Source organism: Natronolimnobius baerhuensis, assembly GCF_002177135.1.
In the GTDB taxonomy this organism is placed as follows: domain Archaea; phylum Halobacteriota; class Halobacteria; order Halobacteriales; family Natrialbaceae; genus Natronolimnobius; species Natronolimnobius baerhuensis.
The window spans coordinates 147,490-165,215 of the sequence record NZ_MWPH01000004.1; the positions used below are offsets into that span (position 1 = coordinate 147,490).

Genomic DNA, 17,726 nt, shown 5'->3' on the forward strand with positions numbered 1-17,726 from the left:
TCGCGTCTCACTCGCCGGAGCCGTCAGGCTGGGTGGACTCCCCGGTGTCGGCTGACTCGAGCGCCGACGTCTCCGCCCGAACCCGCTCGCCGTCGGCCGTCTCCGGGAAAATCTTCCCCGGATTGAGCGTATCCGTCGGATCGAGCGCGCGTTTGATCCGGCGCATCATCTCGACTGCGCCCGCGCCGTGTTCGGCCTCGAGGAACTGCTGTTTCCCTTCACCAATGCCGTGTTCGCCGGTGACGGTGCCGCCGAGTTCGATGGCCGTCTCGACGGTTCGGCGGTAGGCTTCCTCGCCGCGTTCGACCATTTCTGGATCGTCGAAATCGACCAGCACGTTGTGGTGGAGGTTGCCATCGCCCGCGTGGCCGTAGCAGGTGGTCAACAGGTCGTACTCGGCCGAAATCCGCTTGGTTTCGGCGACCATCTCCGGGTAGGCGCTGATCGGGACCGTCACGTCGCCGGGATGGAGCACCTCGAGGTCGTCGTCGTAGTGTTTGACCGCGAATGCAATTTCGCGGCGGGCCTCCCAGAGGTCGTCCATCTCGCTGTCAGTGGCGCTGACCTCGAACTCGAGGACGCCGTGGTCCTCGAAGATCGTCCGGCAGAGGTCGATTTCTTCCTCGATCCCGTGGTTTGCGTGAAACTCGAGAAAGACCATCGGCGCGTCGGGCAGGCCGGTATCGAGGTAGTCGTTGGTCATCCGGACGCTGAGTTCGTCCAGTAGTTCGATTCGGGCGACGGCAATCTCCGTGCGGACGGCGTCGAAGATGGCCTCAGTGGCGTCCTCGAGCGTCTCGAAGATGGCGCGCCCGCCGTGGATCTGCTGTGGTCGGCCCGCGAGTTCGAGCGTCGCCTCGGTGACGACGGCGAGTGTCCCCTCGCTGCCGACGATGAGGTCCGTCAGGTTGTAGCCACTCGAGGATTTGATCGCGCGCGAGCCGGTCTGGACGACGGTGCCGTCGGCGAGGACGGCCTCGAGGCCGAGCACCCAGTCCGACACTTCTCCGTAGCGGACGGTCTGCATGCCGCTCGCGTCGGTTGCGATCATTCCGCCAACTGTTGAAATGTCGCCCGAGGAGGGCAGCGGTGGGAAGAAAAGGCCATCGCGGGCGACGTGCTCGTCGACTGTGCTGCCGATGAGTCCCGGCCCCACGTCGATCTGGAAGTCATCAGGCCGGTAGTCGACGATGGCGTCCATGCGGGTCAGATCCAGACTGATGCCGCCGTGGGCCGGCACGGCGTTGCCCTCGAGGCCGGTTCCCGCGGCGTAGGGCGTCACGGGCACGTCGTGGTCGGTCGCCGCCGAAAGGACGGCTGCAACATCGTCGGTGCTCTCGGGCCAGACGACCACGTCCGGCAGCACCTCGCGACCGCGCTGTTCGGCCCCCCAGTCGGCGGCCCGATCCGCGCGCCGACTCTCGGCGAACGATAGCTGATCGTCCGCGAGTCCAATTTCTTCGAGAAACGCGTACGCACCTGTCATATGCCTCCATTCGTCACGGTCTGTATCAATCCGTCGCCAACGACTGACACACCGCTTGGACTACGTCCGTGCCCCGTTTGGCCGCCGCGCCGTACTCGAGAAAGACCAGCGTTCGGGGCGGTTGGCTCGCTTTCGGGCGGACGCGAAGGTCGAGGTCCTCGGCGGCTGTCGCGGCGACCTCTTGTCCGACCTCGAACTCGAGGCGGGCGCGGTCCTCGTGGATGTAGACACGAGCGAGGCGGGTGCTGTCGGCTTCGTCATCGTCAGCGTCGCCGTCTGCATTGCTGTCGTCTGTGGCGTCGGCGTCTAGATACTCGACATCGTACGCGCGAGCACCCTCTGCCGTCGGTTCCACATCCCGGTCGGCGTTCGTAACCGCAATCGACTCGAGGCCGCCGTCCTCACGGCCGTCGAGTTCGGACGACAGTAGTTGCGCGATGCGCGTCCCATCGGTGATGCGCTCTTCGACCATACTGATCGTCGGGCGGGGTACGACTAACTCTCTTCGGCTTCTGTGTCTGTGATCGTTGCGCGGGCGACGGGTGCGATGTCGTCCACCTCGAGTCCTTCCCGACGCGCGTAGACGACTGCGGCGGCTTCGATGGTGATCCCAAGTTCGTTCTGGAGGGCGTTGACCGCGCCGACGGCTTCGTGTTTTTCGACACCGGCGGCGACGAGTTGGTCGAGAACGCGTTCGAACGCCGAGCGCTCTGTGAGCATGTCATCGTCGGGGACAAACTCCTCTGGAATCGTCACCTCGCTCGTCTCGAACGTCGCCACGAGGTCGTTTCCGTCGTGCTCGAGCAAGCCGTCCTGGGTTGCCACGTCGATCAACCGCTTGGCTTGATCGGGCGAGAACCAGTTGCGATCTAGCGAGAGCGCAACGACGAACTCACCCTCCTCGAGGCGTGTGGTCCCGTTTTGGATGAAGGGGGCGGCGACGGCGACGCGAAGGCTCATCGCCGATGACTTGCTGTGGGTGGAGAATAACGGTGGCGGTTCGACCGCGGGAGTGGCGGTCGGACGACTGGTAGCAACCGATTAATCGGATGCCCGACCGCTCCCACCGCCGTTGCCGTTTCGATCAGCGCGCGAGGGTGGCGGGAACTCGGTGGCCTGTGTGCTCGACTCGAGTGGGTCGGGCAGGACACAGCGGTCGGGTTCGTGATTGACGTGGCGATACCGGTCCGGTGTGTTGGCAAGCGGGTGAGCAGGGTTTTGATCGCTATTGATACGCGCCGCTCGGACTTCGTCGAACCCGTTGAGGCGGGCTTCGATGCCACGCCAGTGATAGCGGGTTTCCCGGGGGACCGAAAGCGGTTGCGGCGCTTTCCGGTCGGGGTGGGTCGTCGCGAGGACGGCGTTGTTGACGTTGCTTGCGAGGGAGTCGTGGTCGACGAGAACACCAACGCGGGCATCGCGTGGCGCACGCGCGGCGAGAACGTCGAGTCCGAGGTGAAGCGCCCGATACTCGGCGACGTTGTTGTCCGGCGGCGTATCCGTGGTTGCAATGCGTGCGACACGGGTGCCGTCGCGTGTTTCAATGACGGCGCCTAATCCGCCGCCCGTTTTCCGGAAGGACCCATCGGTAGCGACATAGAAGTCACGATGATGGGTCCGCGGGGGATGGGCGATATGCGGCGTCGGCGACTCGTCGAACAGGTCCCGCAGTGCGGACCGGCCGTGAGCGGCCATACATCGACTACGGGGTGTGGTCCACTTAAACTTGTGCCTGGACTCACATACCGCGAACCGCACCACATTCCTTCAATGGTTAAAATATATAAAATATACCCTGTCTTCCCTTTTCAATAGCACTAACATTTATACAAAAGCTGTGTCATTGTACACTTGGTATGAAGGGTGCTAGAAACCACCAACTCGACCGCCGAACCTTATTAAAGCTTACCGGTGCAACTGGACTCACCGCTGGGATGGGAGCCATCGCAGGCTGCATAGGGGACGACGATGGGAACGGCAACGGGAATGGAAACGGGAACGGAAACGGCAACGGCGTCGACAGGGACGACGACGAACTGACGATTACGCTGTCGCAGTTCCCCGACACAATCGACCCGCTCGATCACATTACTGGGGACTACTTCGACGTCTATGACCACATCTACGAACCGCTCTTTGACTTCGAACCCGGCGAAGGGATCTTCCCACGTATCGTCGAAGACTGGGAAATTCTCGAGGGCGAAGGCGCAACCGAACTCTCGATTCGTAACGACGTCGTCTTCCACAACGGCGACGACCTGACCGCCGAAGACATCGCTTGGACGATTGACCGCACTGTCGACCCCGATATCGGCGTCGTCAGTGATATCGGCGCGTTCGGTCTCGGCTCAATCGAGGGCGCAGAACCGCTCGACGACACAACACTCGAGGTTCACTACGGCGCTGCGCCGGGGCTTGCAGAGTTCGAGTTCGGCAACTACGCCCGCGCGATGAACATGCAGTGGGCAATCGACAATCACGACGCCGAAAACGAGGCCGTCTCCGGGGCCGACGCCGAGGACTTCAACGGCACCGGCCCGTACGAGGTCGTTGATTTCACTTCGGGCGAAGAAATCGTCCTCGAGGCGTTCGATGACTACTGGGGCGACGAACCGCCGTTCGAGACGGTCACGTTCAACGCCGACGGCGAGGCAAGCGGCCGAGTGAACGCTCTCGAGACGGGCGAGACGGATCTAACGATGAACATCCAGCCGACGGATGCCGGGACGATTCAGAGCGCAGACGACGTCGAAATTCGGCAGGTGACGAGCTTCCGGAACATCTTCTGTCCGATGAAGAACACGGTCGAACCGTTCGACAGCCAGGAGTTCCGCCAGGCGATGAACTACGCCGTCGACAACGAGGGAATCGTCGATACGATTCTCAGTGGTTTCGGCGAAGCGCGCGGCCAGCCAGTTGCACCAGGTATCAACGGCTTCAACGACGAGATCGAGCCCTACGAACAGGACATCGGCATGGCCGAGAGCCTGGTCGAAGACAGCGGTTACGGTGACGTCGAAATCGAACTAACTGTGCCACAGGGCCGATACCTCAACGACGCCGAGGTCGGCGAAACGGTCGCAGATCAGATCGACCAACTCGACAACGTCAACTGCAGTGCAAACGTCGTCGATTTCGGTGTCGTCTCCGATGCGAACTCCGCCGGTGTCGACCCCGACACAATCGAGATTCCGTTCTATCTGATCGGGTGGGGGACCATCACTGGTGACACCGACTACGGCGTGCAGGGCTTCTTTACGATTCCGGACAACGAAGCCCGAACGTTCGACGACGAGGAACTCAGCGACGCCATCCTCGACAGCCAACAGATCGAAGATCCGGATGAGCGACGTGAGCAACTCGAGGAGGTCAATGCACTGGCCCACGAGAAAGCGCCATTCCTCTTCTTGCATACCCAGGAGAGTATCTACGGCGTGCGAGATGACATTCAGTGGGAGCCACGCGAAGACGAGACAATCTACATCTGGGATATGGAGACGTAAGTCGGTCAAAGCGAAAGCGTCAGTATCGTCCGTTTGATTTTCACGGGATAGACGACCGATGGGTGTTAGATTCACATGACAATGGGGAAATTCCTCGTTCGGCGGATACTACAGGGTGTATTCGTCATTTGGGGAGTAATTACGATTATGTTCGGGCTCCGGGCGGTGTCGCCCGGCGATCCGGCAACCCTGATGCTCGGGGAGGGTGCAACACGGGAACTCATCGAGCACGTTCGCGAACAGGAAGGATTGAACGAGCCGATATACGTCCAGTATTTCGACTACCTGCAGGGAATTCTCGTTGGCGATTTCGGGTACTCCTGGATTTCGCACAGAGAAGTCGAAGTGATGGTCATCGAGCGGATTCCGGCAACGATTGAACTGGCTGTTGCGGCGACGATAGTCGCTATCGTCATTTCGATTCCGCTGGGCGTTATTTCAGCGACGCGTCGGAACGAGCCTGCAGATTACGGTGCGACAATGTTCTCGTTGCTTGGCATCTCGACACCGAACTTCTGGCTCGGACTCATGCTGATCTTGTTGCTTGGCGTCTGGGCAGGGCTGTTTCCGACGGGACGGCGGCCAGTCGGCTTCGGGCCGGCGGTGATGACGCTGTTCCAGACCGGCTCACCGGGTGATCTGTTTACCTGGGTGCACTACATCACGTTGCCTGCGATCACGCTCGGAACGTACTTTACGGCGCTTATCACACGCCTGACACGGAGTGGCATGGTTGATGAACTCGGGAAACCGTACGTCACCGCGAGCAAAGCGAAAGGCCTGCCAGGCGTGCTCGTTCGATATAAACACGTCCTCAGAAACACGATGATCCCCATTATTACCGTCCTCGGTCTCCAGATGGGGACACTGATCGGTGGTGCCGTGATCACCGAAACGGTGTTTAACTGGCCCGGTCTTGGATTGCGCCTGATCGACGCGCTCGGCACGCGTGACTGGCCGCTCATGCAGGGAATTATCGTGTTCATCGCCATTGGATTCGTGACGATCAACATCGTCGTCGACGGACTGTATGCCTATCTCAACCCACAGGTGAGAGACGAATGATTTCGGACCGGCTCAAATCGAATCTGACACGGACGTTCTCGGAGAGTCTCCTCCCCAAGATCGGACTGTTCTTACTGGTTGTCATCCTCATTATGTCGCTTTTCGCTCCCGTACTCGCGACACACGACCCAACCCGTACGGGCTACTTCGACGAACAGGGCGCAGAGTATCCGCCACTTGGTCAGGAGTACACCACAGATGTCGCTGTTGACGGTGAATTCGGCGAAATTACCGTCACCTCGAGCACTGACCATATCCTCGGGACGAACAACGTCGGGCAAGACGTCTTCTCGAGATTCCTCTATGGCGCTCGCGTCTCGTTGCTTGTTGGCCTGATTGGCACTGGGCTGGCGTTGGCCGTCGGCGTTCCAGTCGGTTTGATCGCCGGCTACTACGGCGGCCGCGTCGATGACGGTCTGATGCGTGTTGCGGACACGATGCTTGCGTTCCCGGCGCTCGTGCTCGCGTTGGCGCTCATCGGCGTCTTCGATACGACGCCGGTACAGATACCGGACCCCATCGTCATGGCTGGCTTTGCGGAGGGGATGCCCGCCTCGACTCCGGTCCCGGGCAACGTCATCATCGTCGTTGCGCTTGTCACCTGGGTGTGGTTCGCGCGGGTCGCCCGCGGCGAAGCACTGTCGATTCGCAACGAAGAGTACGTCAAAGCCGCCCGCAGCTTCGGCACGAGCCATCGGACCATCTTGTTGCGCCACGTCCTCCCGAACAGTCTCACGCCGATCATCGTCCTCGCATCGATCCAGGTCGCGACCATCATCCTGCTCGAGGCGTCGCTTGCGTATCTCGGCTTCTCGGGGACGACACTGTCGTGGGGCTACGAGATCGAGCGCGGACAGGACGTACTCCGGCAGCGACCCTGGGTGTCGATGGTGCCAGGGATTGGTATCGTACTGGCTGTAATCAGCGTCAACCTGCTGGGAGACTGGCTCCGTGACGCACTGGATCCGAACATCGAGGGTGAAGGACGATGACAGAGACAATACTACGAGTACGCGACCTTTCGACGCGCTATTTCACGGGAGATGGACAGATCAACGCGGTCTCGGATTTCGACCTCGAGATCGACCGCGGCGAGGTCTTCGGAATCGTCGGCGAGAGTGGCAGCGGGAAGAGTGTCACGGCGCGCTCGGTGATGGACCTGATCGAGCCGCCAGGCGAGATCACCGCTGGGTCAGTCGAGTACCGCAACGCCGATTTCGCTGAGGCGGTCGCAGACGACCACCCTGAGGCAGTCGACGGCGAGTTCGTCGACCTGCGTCGCATCCCCGACGAGGCCAGACGCTCGCTGCGGGGGACCTCCTTCAGTATGATCTTTCAGGACCCCGAAAGCAGTTTCAACTCGACGTTGACGGTCGGCGAGCAACTCGCCGAAGCCGTCGAAGTCCAACGCCGTGCCAGCGCGCGGCCGCGCTCGACACGCGCACGCACCGACGACTACTCGCTCACCAACTACCTGCTCTCAACGGTGTTGCCGTCTCAGCGCTACGTCTCCAAAGAGAGTCGCGAACGCGCAATCGAGTTGCTCGAGTTGGTCGGCATTCCCGACCCCGTTGAACGGGCCGAGGAGTACCCACACGAGTACTCCGGCGGAATGCTCCAGCGGGCGATGATTGCACAGGCGCTCGCGGGCGAACCGGACATCCTGATCGCCGACGAACCGACGACCGCACTCGACGTGACGATTCAGGCGCAGGTACTCGACTTACTCGATGACCTGCAAGAAGAAACCGGCATGACCATCCTGTTGATCACGCACAACCTCGGCGTCATCGCCCGGATGTGTGACCGCGTCGGCGTGATGTACGCCGGTGAAATCGTCGAACGCGGCACGCTCTCGGATATCTTCGACGACCAGGTCCATCCCTACACCGAGGGACTGCTCGGCTCGATACCCGACCTCGAGGGTGGCGCGGCGCGATCCGCTGCGGACAGTCAAGCGGCGGAGCCGCGAGACGATGCAGGCGGCCGTCTCCAGCCGATTCCGGGGAACGTCCCGAGCCTGATCGACGCGGAGATGGAGCCACGGTGTCAGTTCGCTGATCGCTGCCCGAAGGCCATGGAGGAGTGTCTCGAGCACCCACCGGAGTACGATGCAGACGGCAGCGAGAGCCATACTGCTCGCTGTGTGCTCGCGGCGACCGACTACAGCGAGGCACGCGCACTGCCTGAAGACTACTTTGGCGAGACTGAGCGACCAGCCGGAGAGAAACACAACGAACCGGATGCGACAGATCCCGACGCAGACTCACTCGAGGACCGGTCACAGCAGGCAGTCGACAACCCTGGCGGTGAGCAACGATGAGTACGGACACACCCGACGCTGACGGACGCAGTACCGAGTCACAGACCGCCACTGGCGACCACGACGACCCGCTCTTGCGCGTCGACAACCTCGAGAAGTACTTCTGGGCGAACGATTCGCTACTCGACCGACTCCTGGGCGATGACCCGGTTGCCGTCCGTGCGGTCGATGGCGTCAGTTTCGATATCTACGAAGGCGAGACGCTCGGGCTGGTCGGCGAATCCGGCTGCGGGAAGTCGACGACCGGTGAAACGCTCTTGCGACTGCAAGAGCCCACCGGCGGCCGCGTCGACTTCGACGGACAGAACGTGTACGACCTCTCCGGGTCGGAACTTACCGAGTTCCGAACGACTGCTCAGGTCGTCTTTCAGGACCCCTTCTCGAGTCTCGACCCGCGGATGACGATTGGCGACACCGTCCAACAACCACTCGACGTACACAACGTGGGAACCGAGGACGAACGCCGCGAGCGCGTTCGTGACCTACTCGAGCGCGTCGGTCTCTCGGCCGACCAACTCGACCGCTATCCACACGAGTTCTCCGGCGGGCAGCGCCAGCGTATCGGCATTGCCAGGGCGCTCGCGCTCGAGCCGGAGTTTCTCGTCTTGGACGAGCCAACCTCGGCACTCGACGTTTCGGTGCAGGCACAGGTGCTAAACCTGCTCAATGACCTGCAAGATGAATTCGATCTCACCTACCTGCTGATCAGTCACGATCTCTCCGTGATTCGCCACGTCTGTGATCGCGTTGCCGTGATGTATCTCGGCGAAATCGTCGAGATTGGCCCCGCCAAAGACATCTTCGAGTCTCCAAAACATCCCTACACGCAGGCCTTACTCGAGAGTGTCCCACGGGCATCGACTGATGAGCGAGAGCGTGATCGCCAGACGATTTCGGGTGACGTACCCTCGCCGCGAAACCCGCCGAGTGGCTGTCGGTTCCGAACCCGCTGTCCGCAGGTGATTCCACCCGCAGACGTCGAGATCGACCAGTCCGAGTTCCGCGCCATCATGGACCTGCGCGAACGGATCGAAACCGAAGACATCTCCCTCGAGAGCGTCGGCGACGACCAGTTTACGTTCGAAGACGGCGCGCTTCCTGCGAGCGAGGTTTCGGGCTTCGTCGCTGCACTCGAGGAACGATTGCTCGACCAACCGCTTTCCGCGCCACACGACAAGCGTGTACGTGACGCACTCGAGGCGCTGGCAACGAAAGACTGGGATCGGGCAGCAGAACGACTTCGCAGTGAGTACGAAACTGTGTGTGAAACCACTAATCCAGAACACCGTGTTCCAGAGACGAACGAGGGGCATGTAGTACCAAACCAACCTGTCGCATGCCACCTATACGGCGATACATCCCGGAATACCGACGACCGGTCCGAGTCACCGCCACAACAGTGACTGGTTGAAGGTGGTAACGTGTGACAACCGTCTGGTTGCAGTCGGGCGATTCGGCCGCGAACGGGTATGAGCGAAACTGACTCTCCGGGTTTCCAATCCTATCTGTATTGGCAGCAGGTGTATTACCACAGGTGCCGTTGAGTCTTCTATGACGACGAGCGCCACTCGAATGGAGGCAGCCTGCTCCCTGTTATCGGAATCGAAACGTCGATACCTGCTGTACCTCCTTGCTGAGACGCAGGAAGGCAACATCGAGAACCTCATTACGCAGATCACCGCCTGGGAGTACGACCAGCAGGCCACTGACATCAACAAAGAGACCAGACAGCGCGTCTACGTCTCACTCGTTCACAACCACCTGCCACGACTCGCTGACTACGACATCGTTGACTACGACCTTCGAAGCGGCGATATCGTCCTCGATGAGGGCTTCGACGACATCAAGCCCCTTCTCGAGCAGTTCAAACAGACCGAAGAAGTCCAGGAAATCCGCGCGCGACCAGCGCTATAACACGACGACTCGAGTCGGTCAGTGTACTCCATCAAGAATAGGTGGCTGATTCGTCTCCGATTCCCTTTTTGTAACTCTTACCGTCGATACTCGTGGCCAACGTACAGCGCAACCAGATTTATCCCGAGCAGACACACGAATAACACCGTGTGAAACGTGGCTGAAAGCCCATAGAGCAACATCGGCGTATAACAGATCGGCAGGAAAATTGCCGACCAAAATCCCGCTTTTCGAATCGACGCTGCAATTCCCGGGACCGTCCGCTCGAGGAGTCGCTTTTGTCCCCCTCGCGTGCCTGTTTCGACCGACTCCCGGACGGAGCCGGATCGACGATCACGGGTTGGCGACGAGTCTGACATCGAACCACCTGTGCATGGCCATAGTAGCGTCTGTACCCACATATATCGATGCGACGCTTTTGACGATTGTGCTCGATTCAGACGAATCTGTACTGGTTCGTGCCGGAATCTCCTGTTGGTGCCCATCGCGTGCGAACACGCCACACGAAGACCGCTTCCTCGCAAATCGAACGGATAGCAAACAGTTTCACAGCCAGTAAGCACTGCTTACCACGGATAAGAGCAGTAACCGACGACCAAGAATGGCCTCCCCTCGTCGATTCCGAACACCAGCGAAAACAGACTCGGATCGAGTCCACCGAAACTAGCGGCGGGGGTGTTACTGGAAGCCGATGCGACTGCCGCGTCGGCCCGTCGGATCCGGCCCGCTCGTCCCGCCCTGGAACTCCTCTTCGATGCGGTCGTAGTAGTCCATAATGTCGTCGGTGATCGTCGGTCGGACGTTCTCCATCGCCTGGCGGAAGTGACGCATCTCGACGATATCCGCCGTGTCGTCCTCACGAAGGGCTTCGATTGCCGCCTCACGCGTGATCGACTCGAGGTCGCTGCCGACGTAGCCGTCGGTGATCTCGGCGATTTCACGCAGCGTGACGTCTGCGGCCAGTGGCATATCCTCCGTGTGGATATCGAGGATCCGCTCGCGGCCGTCGATATCGGGTTCGCCGATCATGACGAGCCGGTCGAATCGACCCGAGCGCAGCAGTGCGGGGTCGATCATGTCCGGGCGGTTGGTCGCGCCGATGACCATCACATTGCCCATCTCCTCGAGGCCATCGAGTTCCGTCAGCAACTGGTTGACAACGCGTTCGGAGACGTTCGAACCGCTTTCGCCGCCGCCGCGGCCGGGTGCGAGTGCGTCGAGTTCGTCAAAGAAGATCACCGTTGGCGAGACCTGCCGCGCCTTGCGGAAGGTCTGTCGGATGGCTTTCTCCGATTCACCGACCCACTTGCTGAGCAGCTGTGGCCCGCGAACCGAGATGAAGTTCGCGTTGGTCTCGTTGGCGACCGCTTTCGCCATGAGCGTCTTCCCGGTGCCCGGTGGGCCGTAGAGCAAGACGCCCGCCGGTGGGTCAATGCCCAGCCGACTGAACCGCTCGGGACTGTTCAGCGGCCACTCGACGGACTCCTGGACCTGATCTTTGGCATCCTGAAGCCCGCCGACGTCGTCCCACGAGATTTTGGGCAACTCGACGAGCACTTCCCGCATCGCGGAGGGTTCGACCTCGTTCAACGCGCCGCTGAAGTCCTCGCGCTTGACGATCATCCGGTCGATCAGGCTCGGCGGGATGTCCTCCTCGTCGAGGTCGATCTCCGGTAAGTATCGTCGCAGCGCCTTCATCGCGGCTTCCTTGGTCAGGGACTCGATGTCCGCACCGACGAAGCCGTGGGTCTCATCAGCGAGATGCGAGAGTGCAACGTCGTCGCTGAGTGGCATCCCGCGCGTGTGAATCTGCAGGATCTCCTCACGGCCAACCTCGTCCGGCACGCCGATTTCGATCTCACGGTCGAATCGGCCCGGGCGACGCAGTGCGGGATCGACGCTGTCGACACGGTTCGTCGCCGCGATGACGATGACCTGGCCTCTGGCCTCGAGGCCGTCCATCATCGTCAGCAACTGGGCGACGACGCGACGTTCGACTTCGCCGGTGACGTCCTCGCGTTTGGGCGCGATGGAGTCGAGTTCGTCGATGAAGATGATCGCCGGTGACTCCTCGCTCGCATCTTCGAAGATTTCCCTGAGCTGTTGTTCGGACTCGCCGTAGTACTTCGAGATGATCTCCGGCCCGGCGATAGAGAAGAAACTCGCCGAGGTTTCGTTCGCGACGGCCTTCGCGAGCAGCGTCTTCCCGGTGCCCGGCGGGCCGTGTAAGAGCACGCCCTGTGGCGGCTCGATCCCCAGTTTCTTGAAGATCTGGGGGTGTTTCATCGGCAACTCGACCATCTCGCGCACGCGCTGGATCTCGCTCTGTAAGCCGCCGATGTCCTCGTAGGTGATCCCGCCTCCGGTCTTCTCGAAGCCAGAGATCGGCTCCTCGCGGAGTTCGACGTCGGTGTCCTCGGTGATGAGGACGACGCCTTCGGGTTCGGTTTCAACGGCGATCAGCGGGATGGCCTGGCCCGGCGAGCGCATGAACGGATGGTTCGTCGAGCTCATGACGGGCACGATGTCGCGGCCAACGACCGGCCGCTTGAGAATCTGGCGTTTGACCATGCCAGCGGCATCAGAGCCGAACTGAACGGACGCCTCTTCGGGCGGTGCCAGTGTGAGCGAATCCGCTTTCGTCGCTTCGGCCTTGCGGATGGTCACTCGCTCTCCGATACCGACGTCTGCGTTCTGGCGGGTAAAGCCGTCAATGCGGACGGTATCCGTGTTCCAGTCCTGCCGGTCAGCCCGCCAGACCTTCGCAGCAGTGGTGTCTGCACCTTCAATTTCGATGATGTCGCCCGGACTCAGCTTTAAATGCAACAGCGTGTCCGGGTCGAGTCGGGCGATACCACGACCCGAGTCATTCGGGTATGCCTTCGCAACCTCCAGTTGAACTTCATTCATGATTCGAGATGGACGGCGATGTGTGTCACTCCGATTCGTAATCGGATAGGTTTTTTGCTAGCCTCTGTTGTGCTAGTTGCTACCACACGTAAGTTCACGTGGTAGATACATAGATGTGACGGCGTTCGGTAAATTTGTGAGAACACTGTGTGCTCGCACAGATGGGTTTTTGGCTGTGCCCACCCGCCACGTAACTATGCACGTCCTCGCATTCGATGGCCGAATGGGCGCAAGCGGCGATATGTTGCTCGCCGCGCTCCTCGATGCCGGCGCTGATTCCGCCGTCCTCGAGCCCGTTACTGACGCCCTCGAGATCGAGTACCGGATCGACGAGACGAGTAAGTGCGGTATTTCGGCCACGACCGTCGACGTAGTGTTCTCGGACTCGAGCGACGCAACGTCGGGTCATGACGGCAGCGAACACGATGACGGAGCCGAGCCACACGATCAGGCGCACGAACACCCACACGCGCATGGTGACGAAGGGCACAGCCACGAACACACAGACGACGAAGGCCACAGCCACGAACACACAGACGACGAAGGCCACAGCCACGAACACACAGACGACGAAGGCCACAGCCACGAACACGACCACGTCCACGCCGAAGGCCACGGCCCACAGCGCAGCTATCTCGAGGTCTGTGCAATCGTCGAGGGGATGGCCCTACCCGAGCCCGTCGAGCGCGACGTGCTCGCGATCTTCGAACTGCTCGGCGAGGCCGAAGCCAGCGTCCACGGCGAAGCCCTCGAGGACATTCACTTCCACGAGGTCGGCGCGGACGACGCCATCGCGGACATCGTCGGCACGGTGCGCTTACTCCATGACCTCGAGCCGGATCGCGTCGTGACAACCCCGCTTGCCACCGGTGGCGGCACGGCCTCGATGGCCCACGGCGAGTTTCCCGTCCCGACGCCCGCCGTCCTCGAGATTGCCGAGCGCGCGGAGTGGTCACTGCGCGGTGGTCCCGTCGAGGCCGAACTCCTAACGCCGACGGGCGCAGCGATCCTCGGCCACGTCGCAGACGGTGTCGAGGTGCTCCCGACGCTCGAGGTCGACGCCTCAGGCTACGGTGCCGGTGGCTACGATCTCGACCCGCATCCGAACGTCTTGCGCGTACTCGTCGGGGACGACGGCGCGCGCGGTGGCTTGGTGAAAGACGATATTGCCGTCCTCGAGACGAACCTCGACGACGCGACGCCGGAGGTCCTGGGTGGACTACAGGAGACGCTCGCGGACGCGGGCGCGCGGGACGTCTCAATTGTGCCAGCGACGATGAAGAAATCGCGGCCGGGTCATCTGGTGAAAGTCATCTGCAAGCCGGCGGACCGGGAACGTGTCGCGCGCGCACTGGCGGAAGAGACCGGCACCCTAGGTGTGCGAGATGCCGGTGCAACGCATCGATGGATCGCACACCGGGAGTTCGAGACAGTGGAAGTGGCACTCGAGGGCGGAACGTACGACGTCACTGTGAAAATCGCGCGTGACAGCGAGGGCGCGGTGTACGACGTGAGTGCGGAGTACGACGACGCGAAGGCGGTTGCAGCCGAGGCCGGGGTTCCGATCAGAACCGTGATTCAGCGGGCTGAATCGCTTGTACAGGAGTGAGTTGTTCGATTCTCTCGAGGGAGTATTAGCGCACTTCTCGAGTGTACTGCTGATTCAATGAGAGTACGACACTCCGAAAATGAAGAAATTCTCGTCAGTTAGTGCGTGGTTCGAGTGAGTTAGTCGTCGAAGTCACCGAAGTCGATACTAATGTCGACATCATCGCCGATTTCCGAGTCGACCGACTGATCGGCGCTCGTGTCAGCCGTCGTGGTGACGTTGCTCACGTCAGCGTTGTTCTGCTGGGCGACATCCTGTGCTTGGTTCACTTCAGAGAACGCGAACGAGCCAGCGGTTGCGCTGCCAGCGTCAGCAGGGGAAGCCAGCTGTTCTGCACCGTTCTTGTAGTGGTCACCAGTGGCAACCGCGCCGCCGCCAGCGCCACCATCACTCACAGCGATTGCGTCACCGGAAGTCGCTTCAGAGACGCCAATCTGTGCGTTATTGTTGTTCTGGTCGACGTTGACATTAGTCTCAGCCGCTGCGTCACCAGTGTCTTGGTCACCGAAGTCGATGTCGAAACCGAAGTCATCAGGATCGACGTTTTGCGCCGCAGCGGTTCCTGCAAACCCCATGAACATGAGGCTACCAATCATCGCTACCGTCAGTGTGATCGCGAATGTTCGTTTCATAGTTGCGTTGGTCTAGGCACGCATCACACACACGGCTGGGAACTGCTCCCTCTCCGACGAGTGGCAGATCGTGACAGTCCACTATCTGCCGTGTCGCTGTGACGCGTTGCCCAGTCGCTACTCTGCAGGGTATCACACTTGAACCCGGACCACGGTTTCACGCCGAATACTCCGATTGTCTCACTGAAGCCAGACCTACCATCGTGTATTCTCACCCACACGTCCTCGAGAACCGACTGGTACCCGTCTCACACTGTCCATTTCCGGAGACAGCATTCAGAAAACGAGAGTCTGTGACACACTCTCAGGCGAAATCTTGTGTAGCTGCGACCAGCGCGAACGCTTTCACACGGAATGAGTCGATTGGACTCCGAAATAGTTCAGTTCGTTGGCTACTCGAGTGTGGTCAGTTCCCACCAAGCGCGGTATCTGGGACGTTGGAGTCCGCTACTGGATTGTTTCGCAACAAAGAATACAGCGCGAAGCCACTGCCTTCGGGCCGTAAACCACTGCCTTCTGTTCGGTAGGCGGCTGCATCGACAGGACAACTGACCGATAACAAAGGTGGTTATCGAGATAGGATGGTTCACGCCGGAGAGATGCAAAAAGAAACGACTCTCACGGCACGAATCAATCAACTCATGAGCGACACAACGACGATACGTTCACGGTATACGACAGTACTTATGGCGTGTATAGTCGCCCTATCGATGATCGCAGCCGGTGCACCGGCTGCGGCCGCGGGCGAAACTGTTTCCGACGATGCAAGCGTTCACGCACTCGAGAACGGTGAAGAACTGTATCTCGTCTTTGGTGCTGATCTCGGCGATCAGACCTTAGACGAGTACATCGAAGCACACGCGGCTGGTGAAGCGGATTCGGAAGTCAACCAGTACCAGAACGTCGAGCAGGTGAATATCAACCAGCAGAACAACGCGACGTCGATTGCCATCGACGGCGGTGAAGCAACCGCGATCCAGCAAGCAAACCAGTACAACGACAACGAACAGTTTGCTGACGCGGCCGCACAGAACGTCCAAATTCAGGAGACTGCATTCGAGGACGTTGGCACCGTCAACGTCGTCATCGGTAACGGCAACGGCCAGCAGTTCGATGGCTGGGGCATCGCCGACAAGAAAGGCGACAAAGCAGACATCGACGCTGACCAGAGTGCTGACACCGTTGTAACCCAGAGCCAGGTCGTCGGCCAGCTCAACTACAACGAACAGAGCACCGCGTTCGCACTCGCAGAAAACGGCAGTGACGCGATTGCACTCCAGCAGTCACAGCAGTCCAACCAGAACCTCCAACACGGTGCAGCGAACGCGACGAACGTCTACCAGGGCGCTGGTGACTTCAGCGATCAGTCCGCTGATGCGACGGTCACACAGGAACAAGCCCTCGACCAGACGAACTACAACGAACAGGACAGCGCCGTCGCCATCGCAGTCGGTGACAACAGCACCGCAACGGCGATTCAGCTGACCGACCAGACCAACTTCAACGACCAGATCGCCACCGCCGACAGCACGAACATCCTCGAGATGATGACCGGCATGAGCGTTGCCACGGCCGGCATCGACGATGACGGTGCGATGGATGAAGCCGCAACGGCGATGGGTAATCTCGCAGACGACAAGCACCACGACGACAAGCACGCGGACGATAAGAAGGACGACGACAAAGACAAAGAGCACAAGAAAGACGACGGCTCGGCACAGTCAGCAACCTCCGAGGTTGCACAGGCCCAGGAAGTCGAGCAGATGAACGTCAACCTCCAGAGTTCCGCAATGGCACTCGCAACCAACGGCAGTGATGCCACTGCGGTCCAGTGGTCCCACCAGACCAACGTCAACAGCCAGGTCGGCTACGCTGACGCGCTGAACGTCTACGCCGGCCCCGCCTACGCACACGACAGCGTCATCACCTCGGACACGACGAGTGTGATGCTCGGCGGTGACGCCATGGACGGTGCCCCAGGAGTCGCGTTCGACGCTGATGCGAACCAGACCAACGACGTCGAACAGGAAGCAAGCGCACAGATCCAGCAGATCCAGTTCGTTGCCCAAGAGAACATCAACGAACAGCAGGCTGCCATCGCCCTTGCTGATGATGGCGGCAGCGCTGACTCCGCACAGGTGACGATGCAGGAGAACGAAAACATCCAGTACAGTGCGGTCGCCTCGACGAACGTCTGGGCTGCAGTCTAACGACGACTAATCGGCGTTTTCCTTTGTTTTTATCGGTGCAGTGTCTGTGACCGGTGAGTGGGAACGCCATCGAA

15 protein-coding genes are annotated in these 17,726 nt (G+C 60.5%); 8 read left to right on the plus strand and 7 right to left on the minus strand.

The window, feature by feature from the left end:
* Positions 1-7 precede the first annotated feature (7 nt).
* The 4 genes from B2G88_RS16980 to B2G88_RS16995 all read right to left on the minus strand — a co-directional run bounded on the left by B2G88_RS16980 (position 8) and on the right by B2G88_RS16995 (position 3,181).
* Positions 8-1,486, minus strand: coding sequence for an FAD-binding oxidoreductase (locus B2G88_RS16980; protein WP_087715481.1), 1,479 nt, complete (start codon positions 1,484-1,486; stop codon positions 8-10).
* Between the two features lie 25 nt (positions 1,487-1,511).
* A complete protein-coding gene (locus tag B2G88_RS16985; RefSeq protein ID WP_054861829.1) occupies positions 1,512-1,958 on the minus strand; it encodes a hypothetical protein in 447 nt (148 codons plus the stop codon).
* A 23-nt stretch (positions 1,959-1,981) separates the two neighbouring features.
* On the minus strand, positions 1,982-2,446 hold the full coding sequence (locus tag B2G88_RS16990) for a DUF2240 family protein (protein ID WP_054861828.1): 465 nt from the start codon (positions 2,444-2,446) through the stop codon (positions 1,982-1,984).
* An 81-nt stretch (positions 2,447-2,527) separates the two neighbouring features.
* Entirely contained in the window at positions 2,528-3,181 is a 654-nt protein-coding gene (locus B2G88_RS16995; protein ID WP_054861827.1) for a ribonuclease H family protein, read from the minus strand.
* Positions 3,182-3,342: 161 nt separating this feature from the next.
* On the opposite strand from B2G88_RS16995, the gene B2G88_RS17000 reads away from it, so the two are divergent.
* From B2G88_RS17000 to B2G88_RS17025, 6 genes are all read left to right on the plus strand, one after another.
* Positions 3,343-4,989 carry an ABC transporter substrate-binding protein gene (locus B2G88_RS17000; RefSeq protein ID WP_087715482.1) on the plus strand — a complete coding sequence of 549 codons (1,647 nt, stop codon included), beginning with the start codon at positions 3,343-3,345 and terminating at the stop codon, positions 4,987-4,989.
* A 75-nt stretch (positions 4,990-5,064) separates the two neighbouring features.
* Positions 5,065-6,054 carry an ABC transporter permease gene (locus tag B2G88_RS17005; RefSeq protein WP_054861826.1) on the plus strand — a complete coding sequence of 330 codons (990 nt, stop codon included), beginning with the start codon at positions 5,065-5,067 and terminating at the stop codon, positions 6,052-6,054.
* Complete coding sequence (locus B2G88_RS17010) at positions 6,051-7,046, plus strand: ABC transporter permease (RefSeq protein ID WP_087715483.1); 996 nt, start codon at positions 6,051-6,053, stop codon at positions 7,044-7,046. Before B2G88_RS17005 ends, B2G88_RS17010 begins: the two co-directional genes overlap by 4 nt.
* Positions 7,043-8,377: an ABC transporter ATP-binding protein gene (locus B2G88_RS17015; RefSeq protein WP_054861825.1), complete on the plus strand. Its 1,335-nt coding sequence runs from the start codon at positions 7,043-7,045 to the stop codon at positions 8,375-8,377. Before B2G88_RS17010 ends, B2G88_RS17015 begins: the two co-directional genes overlap by 4 nt.
* On the plus strand, positions 8,374-9,780 hold the full coding sequence (locus tag B2G88_RS17020) for an ABC transporter ATP-binding protein (RefSeq protein WP_087715484.1): 1,407 nt from the start codon (positions 8,374-8,376) through the stop codon (positions 9,778-9,780). The genes B2G88_RS17015 and B2G88_RS17020 overlap by 4 nt, the downstream gene beginning before the upstream one ends.
* A 148-nt stretch (positions 9,781-9,928) precedes the next feature.
* A complete protein-coding gene (locus tag B2G88_RS17025) occupies positions 9,929-10,291 on the plus strand; it encodes a DUF7344 domain-containing protein (RefSeq protein ID WP_087715485.1) in 363 nt (120 codons plus the stop codon).
* Between the two features lie 77 nt (positions 10,292-10,368).
* On the opposite strand, the gene B2G88_RS17030 is transcribed toward B2G88_RS17025, so the two are convergent.
* Both B2G88_RS17030 and B2G88_RS17035 read right to left on the minus strand, forming a co-directional pair.
* Positions 10,369-10,650 (minus strand): hypothetical protein, encoded by a 282-nt coding sequence (locus B2G88_RS17030; protein WP_176393281.1) that lies wholly within the window; start codon positions 10,648-10,650, stop codon positions 10,369-10,371.
* 319 nt (positions 10,651-10,969) lie between these two features.
* The gene (locus B2G88_RS17035; protein WP_087715486.1) at positions 10,970-13,201 is read right to left on the minus strand and encodes a CDC48 family AAA ATPase; all 2,232 of its coding nucleotides are present in this window, start codon (positions 13,199-13,201) and stop codon (positions 10,970-10,972) included.
* A gap of 196 nt (positions 13,202-13,397) precedes the next feature.
* On the opposite strand from B2G88_RS17035, the gene larC reads away from it, so the two are divergent.
* Positions 13,398-14,810 carry a nickel pincer cofactor biosynthesis protein LarC gene (larC, locus tag B2G88_RS17040; RefSeq protein ID WP_087715487.1) on the plus strand — a complete coding sequence of 471 codons (1,413 nt, stop codon included), beginning with the start codon at positions 13,398-13,400 and terminating at the stop codon, positions 14,808-14,810.
* Between the two features lie 119 nt (positions 14,811-14,929).
* Here the strand turns inward: larC and B2G88_RS19985 are convergent, their stop codons facing one another.
* Positions 14,930-15,442 (minus strand): hypothetical protein, encoded by a 513-nt coding sequence (locus B2G88_RS19985; protein WP_054862365.1) that lies wholly within the window; start codon positions 15,440-15,442, stop codon positions 14,930-14,932.
* A gap of 686 nt (positions 15,443-16,128) precedes the next feature.
* Here B2G88_RS19985 and B2G88_RS17050 point away from each other — a divergent pair.
* A complete protein-coding gene (locus B2G88_RS17050; protein ID WP_087715567.1) occupies positions 16,129-17,652 on the plus strand; it encodes a hypothetical protein in 1,524 nt (507 codons plus the stop codon).
* Positions 17,653-17,726 lie beyond the last annotated feature (74 nt).

Coding starts and splice junctions, on each gene's coding strand:
- B2G88_RS16980 (WP_087715481.1), bottom strand. CDS start 1,486: ATGACAGGTGCGTACGCGTTTCTCGAAGAAATTGGACTCGCGGACGAT.
- B2G88_RS16985 (WP_054861829.1), bottom strand. CDS start 1,958: ATGGTCGAAGAGCGCATCACCGATGGGACGCGCATCGCGCAACTACTG.
- B2G88_RS16990 (WP_054861828.1), bottom strand. CDS start 2,446: ATGAGCCTTCGCGTCGCCGTCGCCGCCCCCTTCATCCAAAACGGGACC.
- B2G88_RS16995 (WP_054861827.1), bottom strand. CDS start 3,181: ATGGCCGCTCACGGCCGGTCCGCACTGCGGGACCTGTTCGACGAGTCG.
- B2G88_RS17000 (WP_087715482.1), top strand. CDS start 3,343: ATGAAGGGTGCTAGAAACCACCAACTCGACCGCCGAACCTTATTAAAG.
- B2G88_RS17005 (WP_054861826.1), top strand. CDS start 5,065: ATGACAATGGGGAAATTCCTCGTTCGGCGGATACTACAGGGTGTATTC.
- B2G88_RS17010 (WP_087715483.1), top strand. CDS start 6,051: ATGATTTCGGACCGGCTCAAATCGAATCTGACACGGACGTTCTCGGAG.
- B2G88_RS17015 (WP_054861825.1), top strand. CDS start 7,043: ATGACAGAGACAATACTACGAGTACGCGACCTTTCGACGCGCTATTTC.
- B2G88_RS17020 (WP_087715484.1), top strand. CDS start 8,374: ATGAGTACGGACACACCCGACGCTGACGGACGCAGTACCGAGTCACAG.
- B2G88_RS17025 (WP_087715485.1), top strand. CDS start 9,929: ATGACGACGAGCGCCACTCGAATGGAGGCAGCCTGCTCCCTGTTATCG.
- B2G88_RS17030 (WP_176393281.1), bottom strand. CDS start 10,650: ATGTCAGACTCGTCGCCAACCCGTGATCGTCGATCCGGCTCCGTCCGG.
- B2G88_RS17035 (WP_087715486.1), bottom strand. CDS start 13,201: ATGAATGAAGTTCAACTGGAGGTTGCGAAGGCATACCCGAATGACTCG.
- larC (WP_087715487.1), top strand. CDS start 13,398: ATGCACGTCCTCGCATTCGATGGCCGAATGGGCGCAAGCGGCGATATG.
- B2G88_RS19985 (WP_054862365.1), bottom strand. CDS start 15,442: ATGAAACGAACATTCGCGATCACACTGACGGTAGCGATGATTGGTAGC.
- B2G88_RS17050 (WP_087715567.1), top strand. CDS start 16,129: ATGGCGTGTATAGTCGCCCTATCGATGATCGCAGCCGGTGCACCGGCT.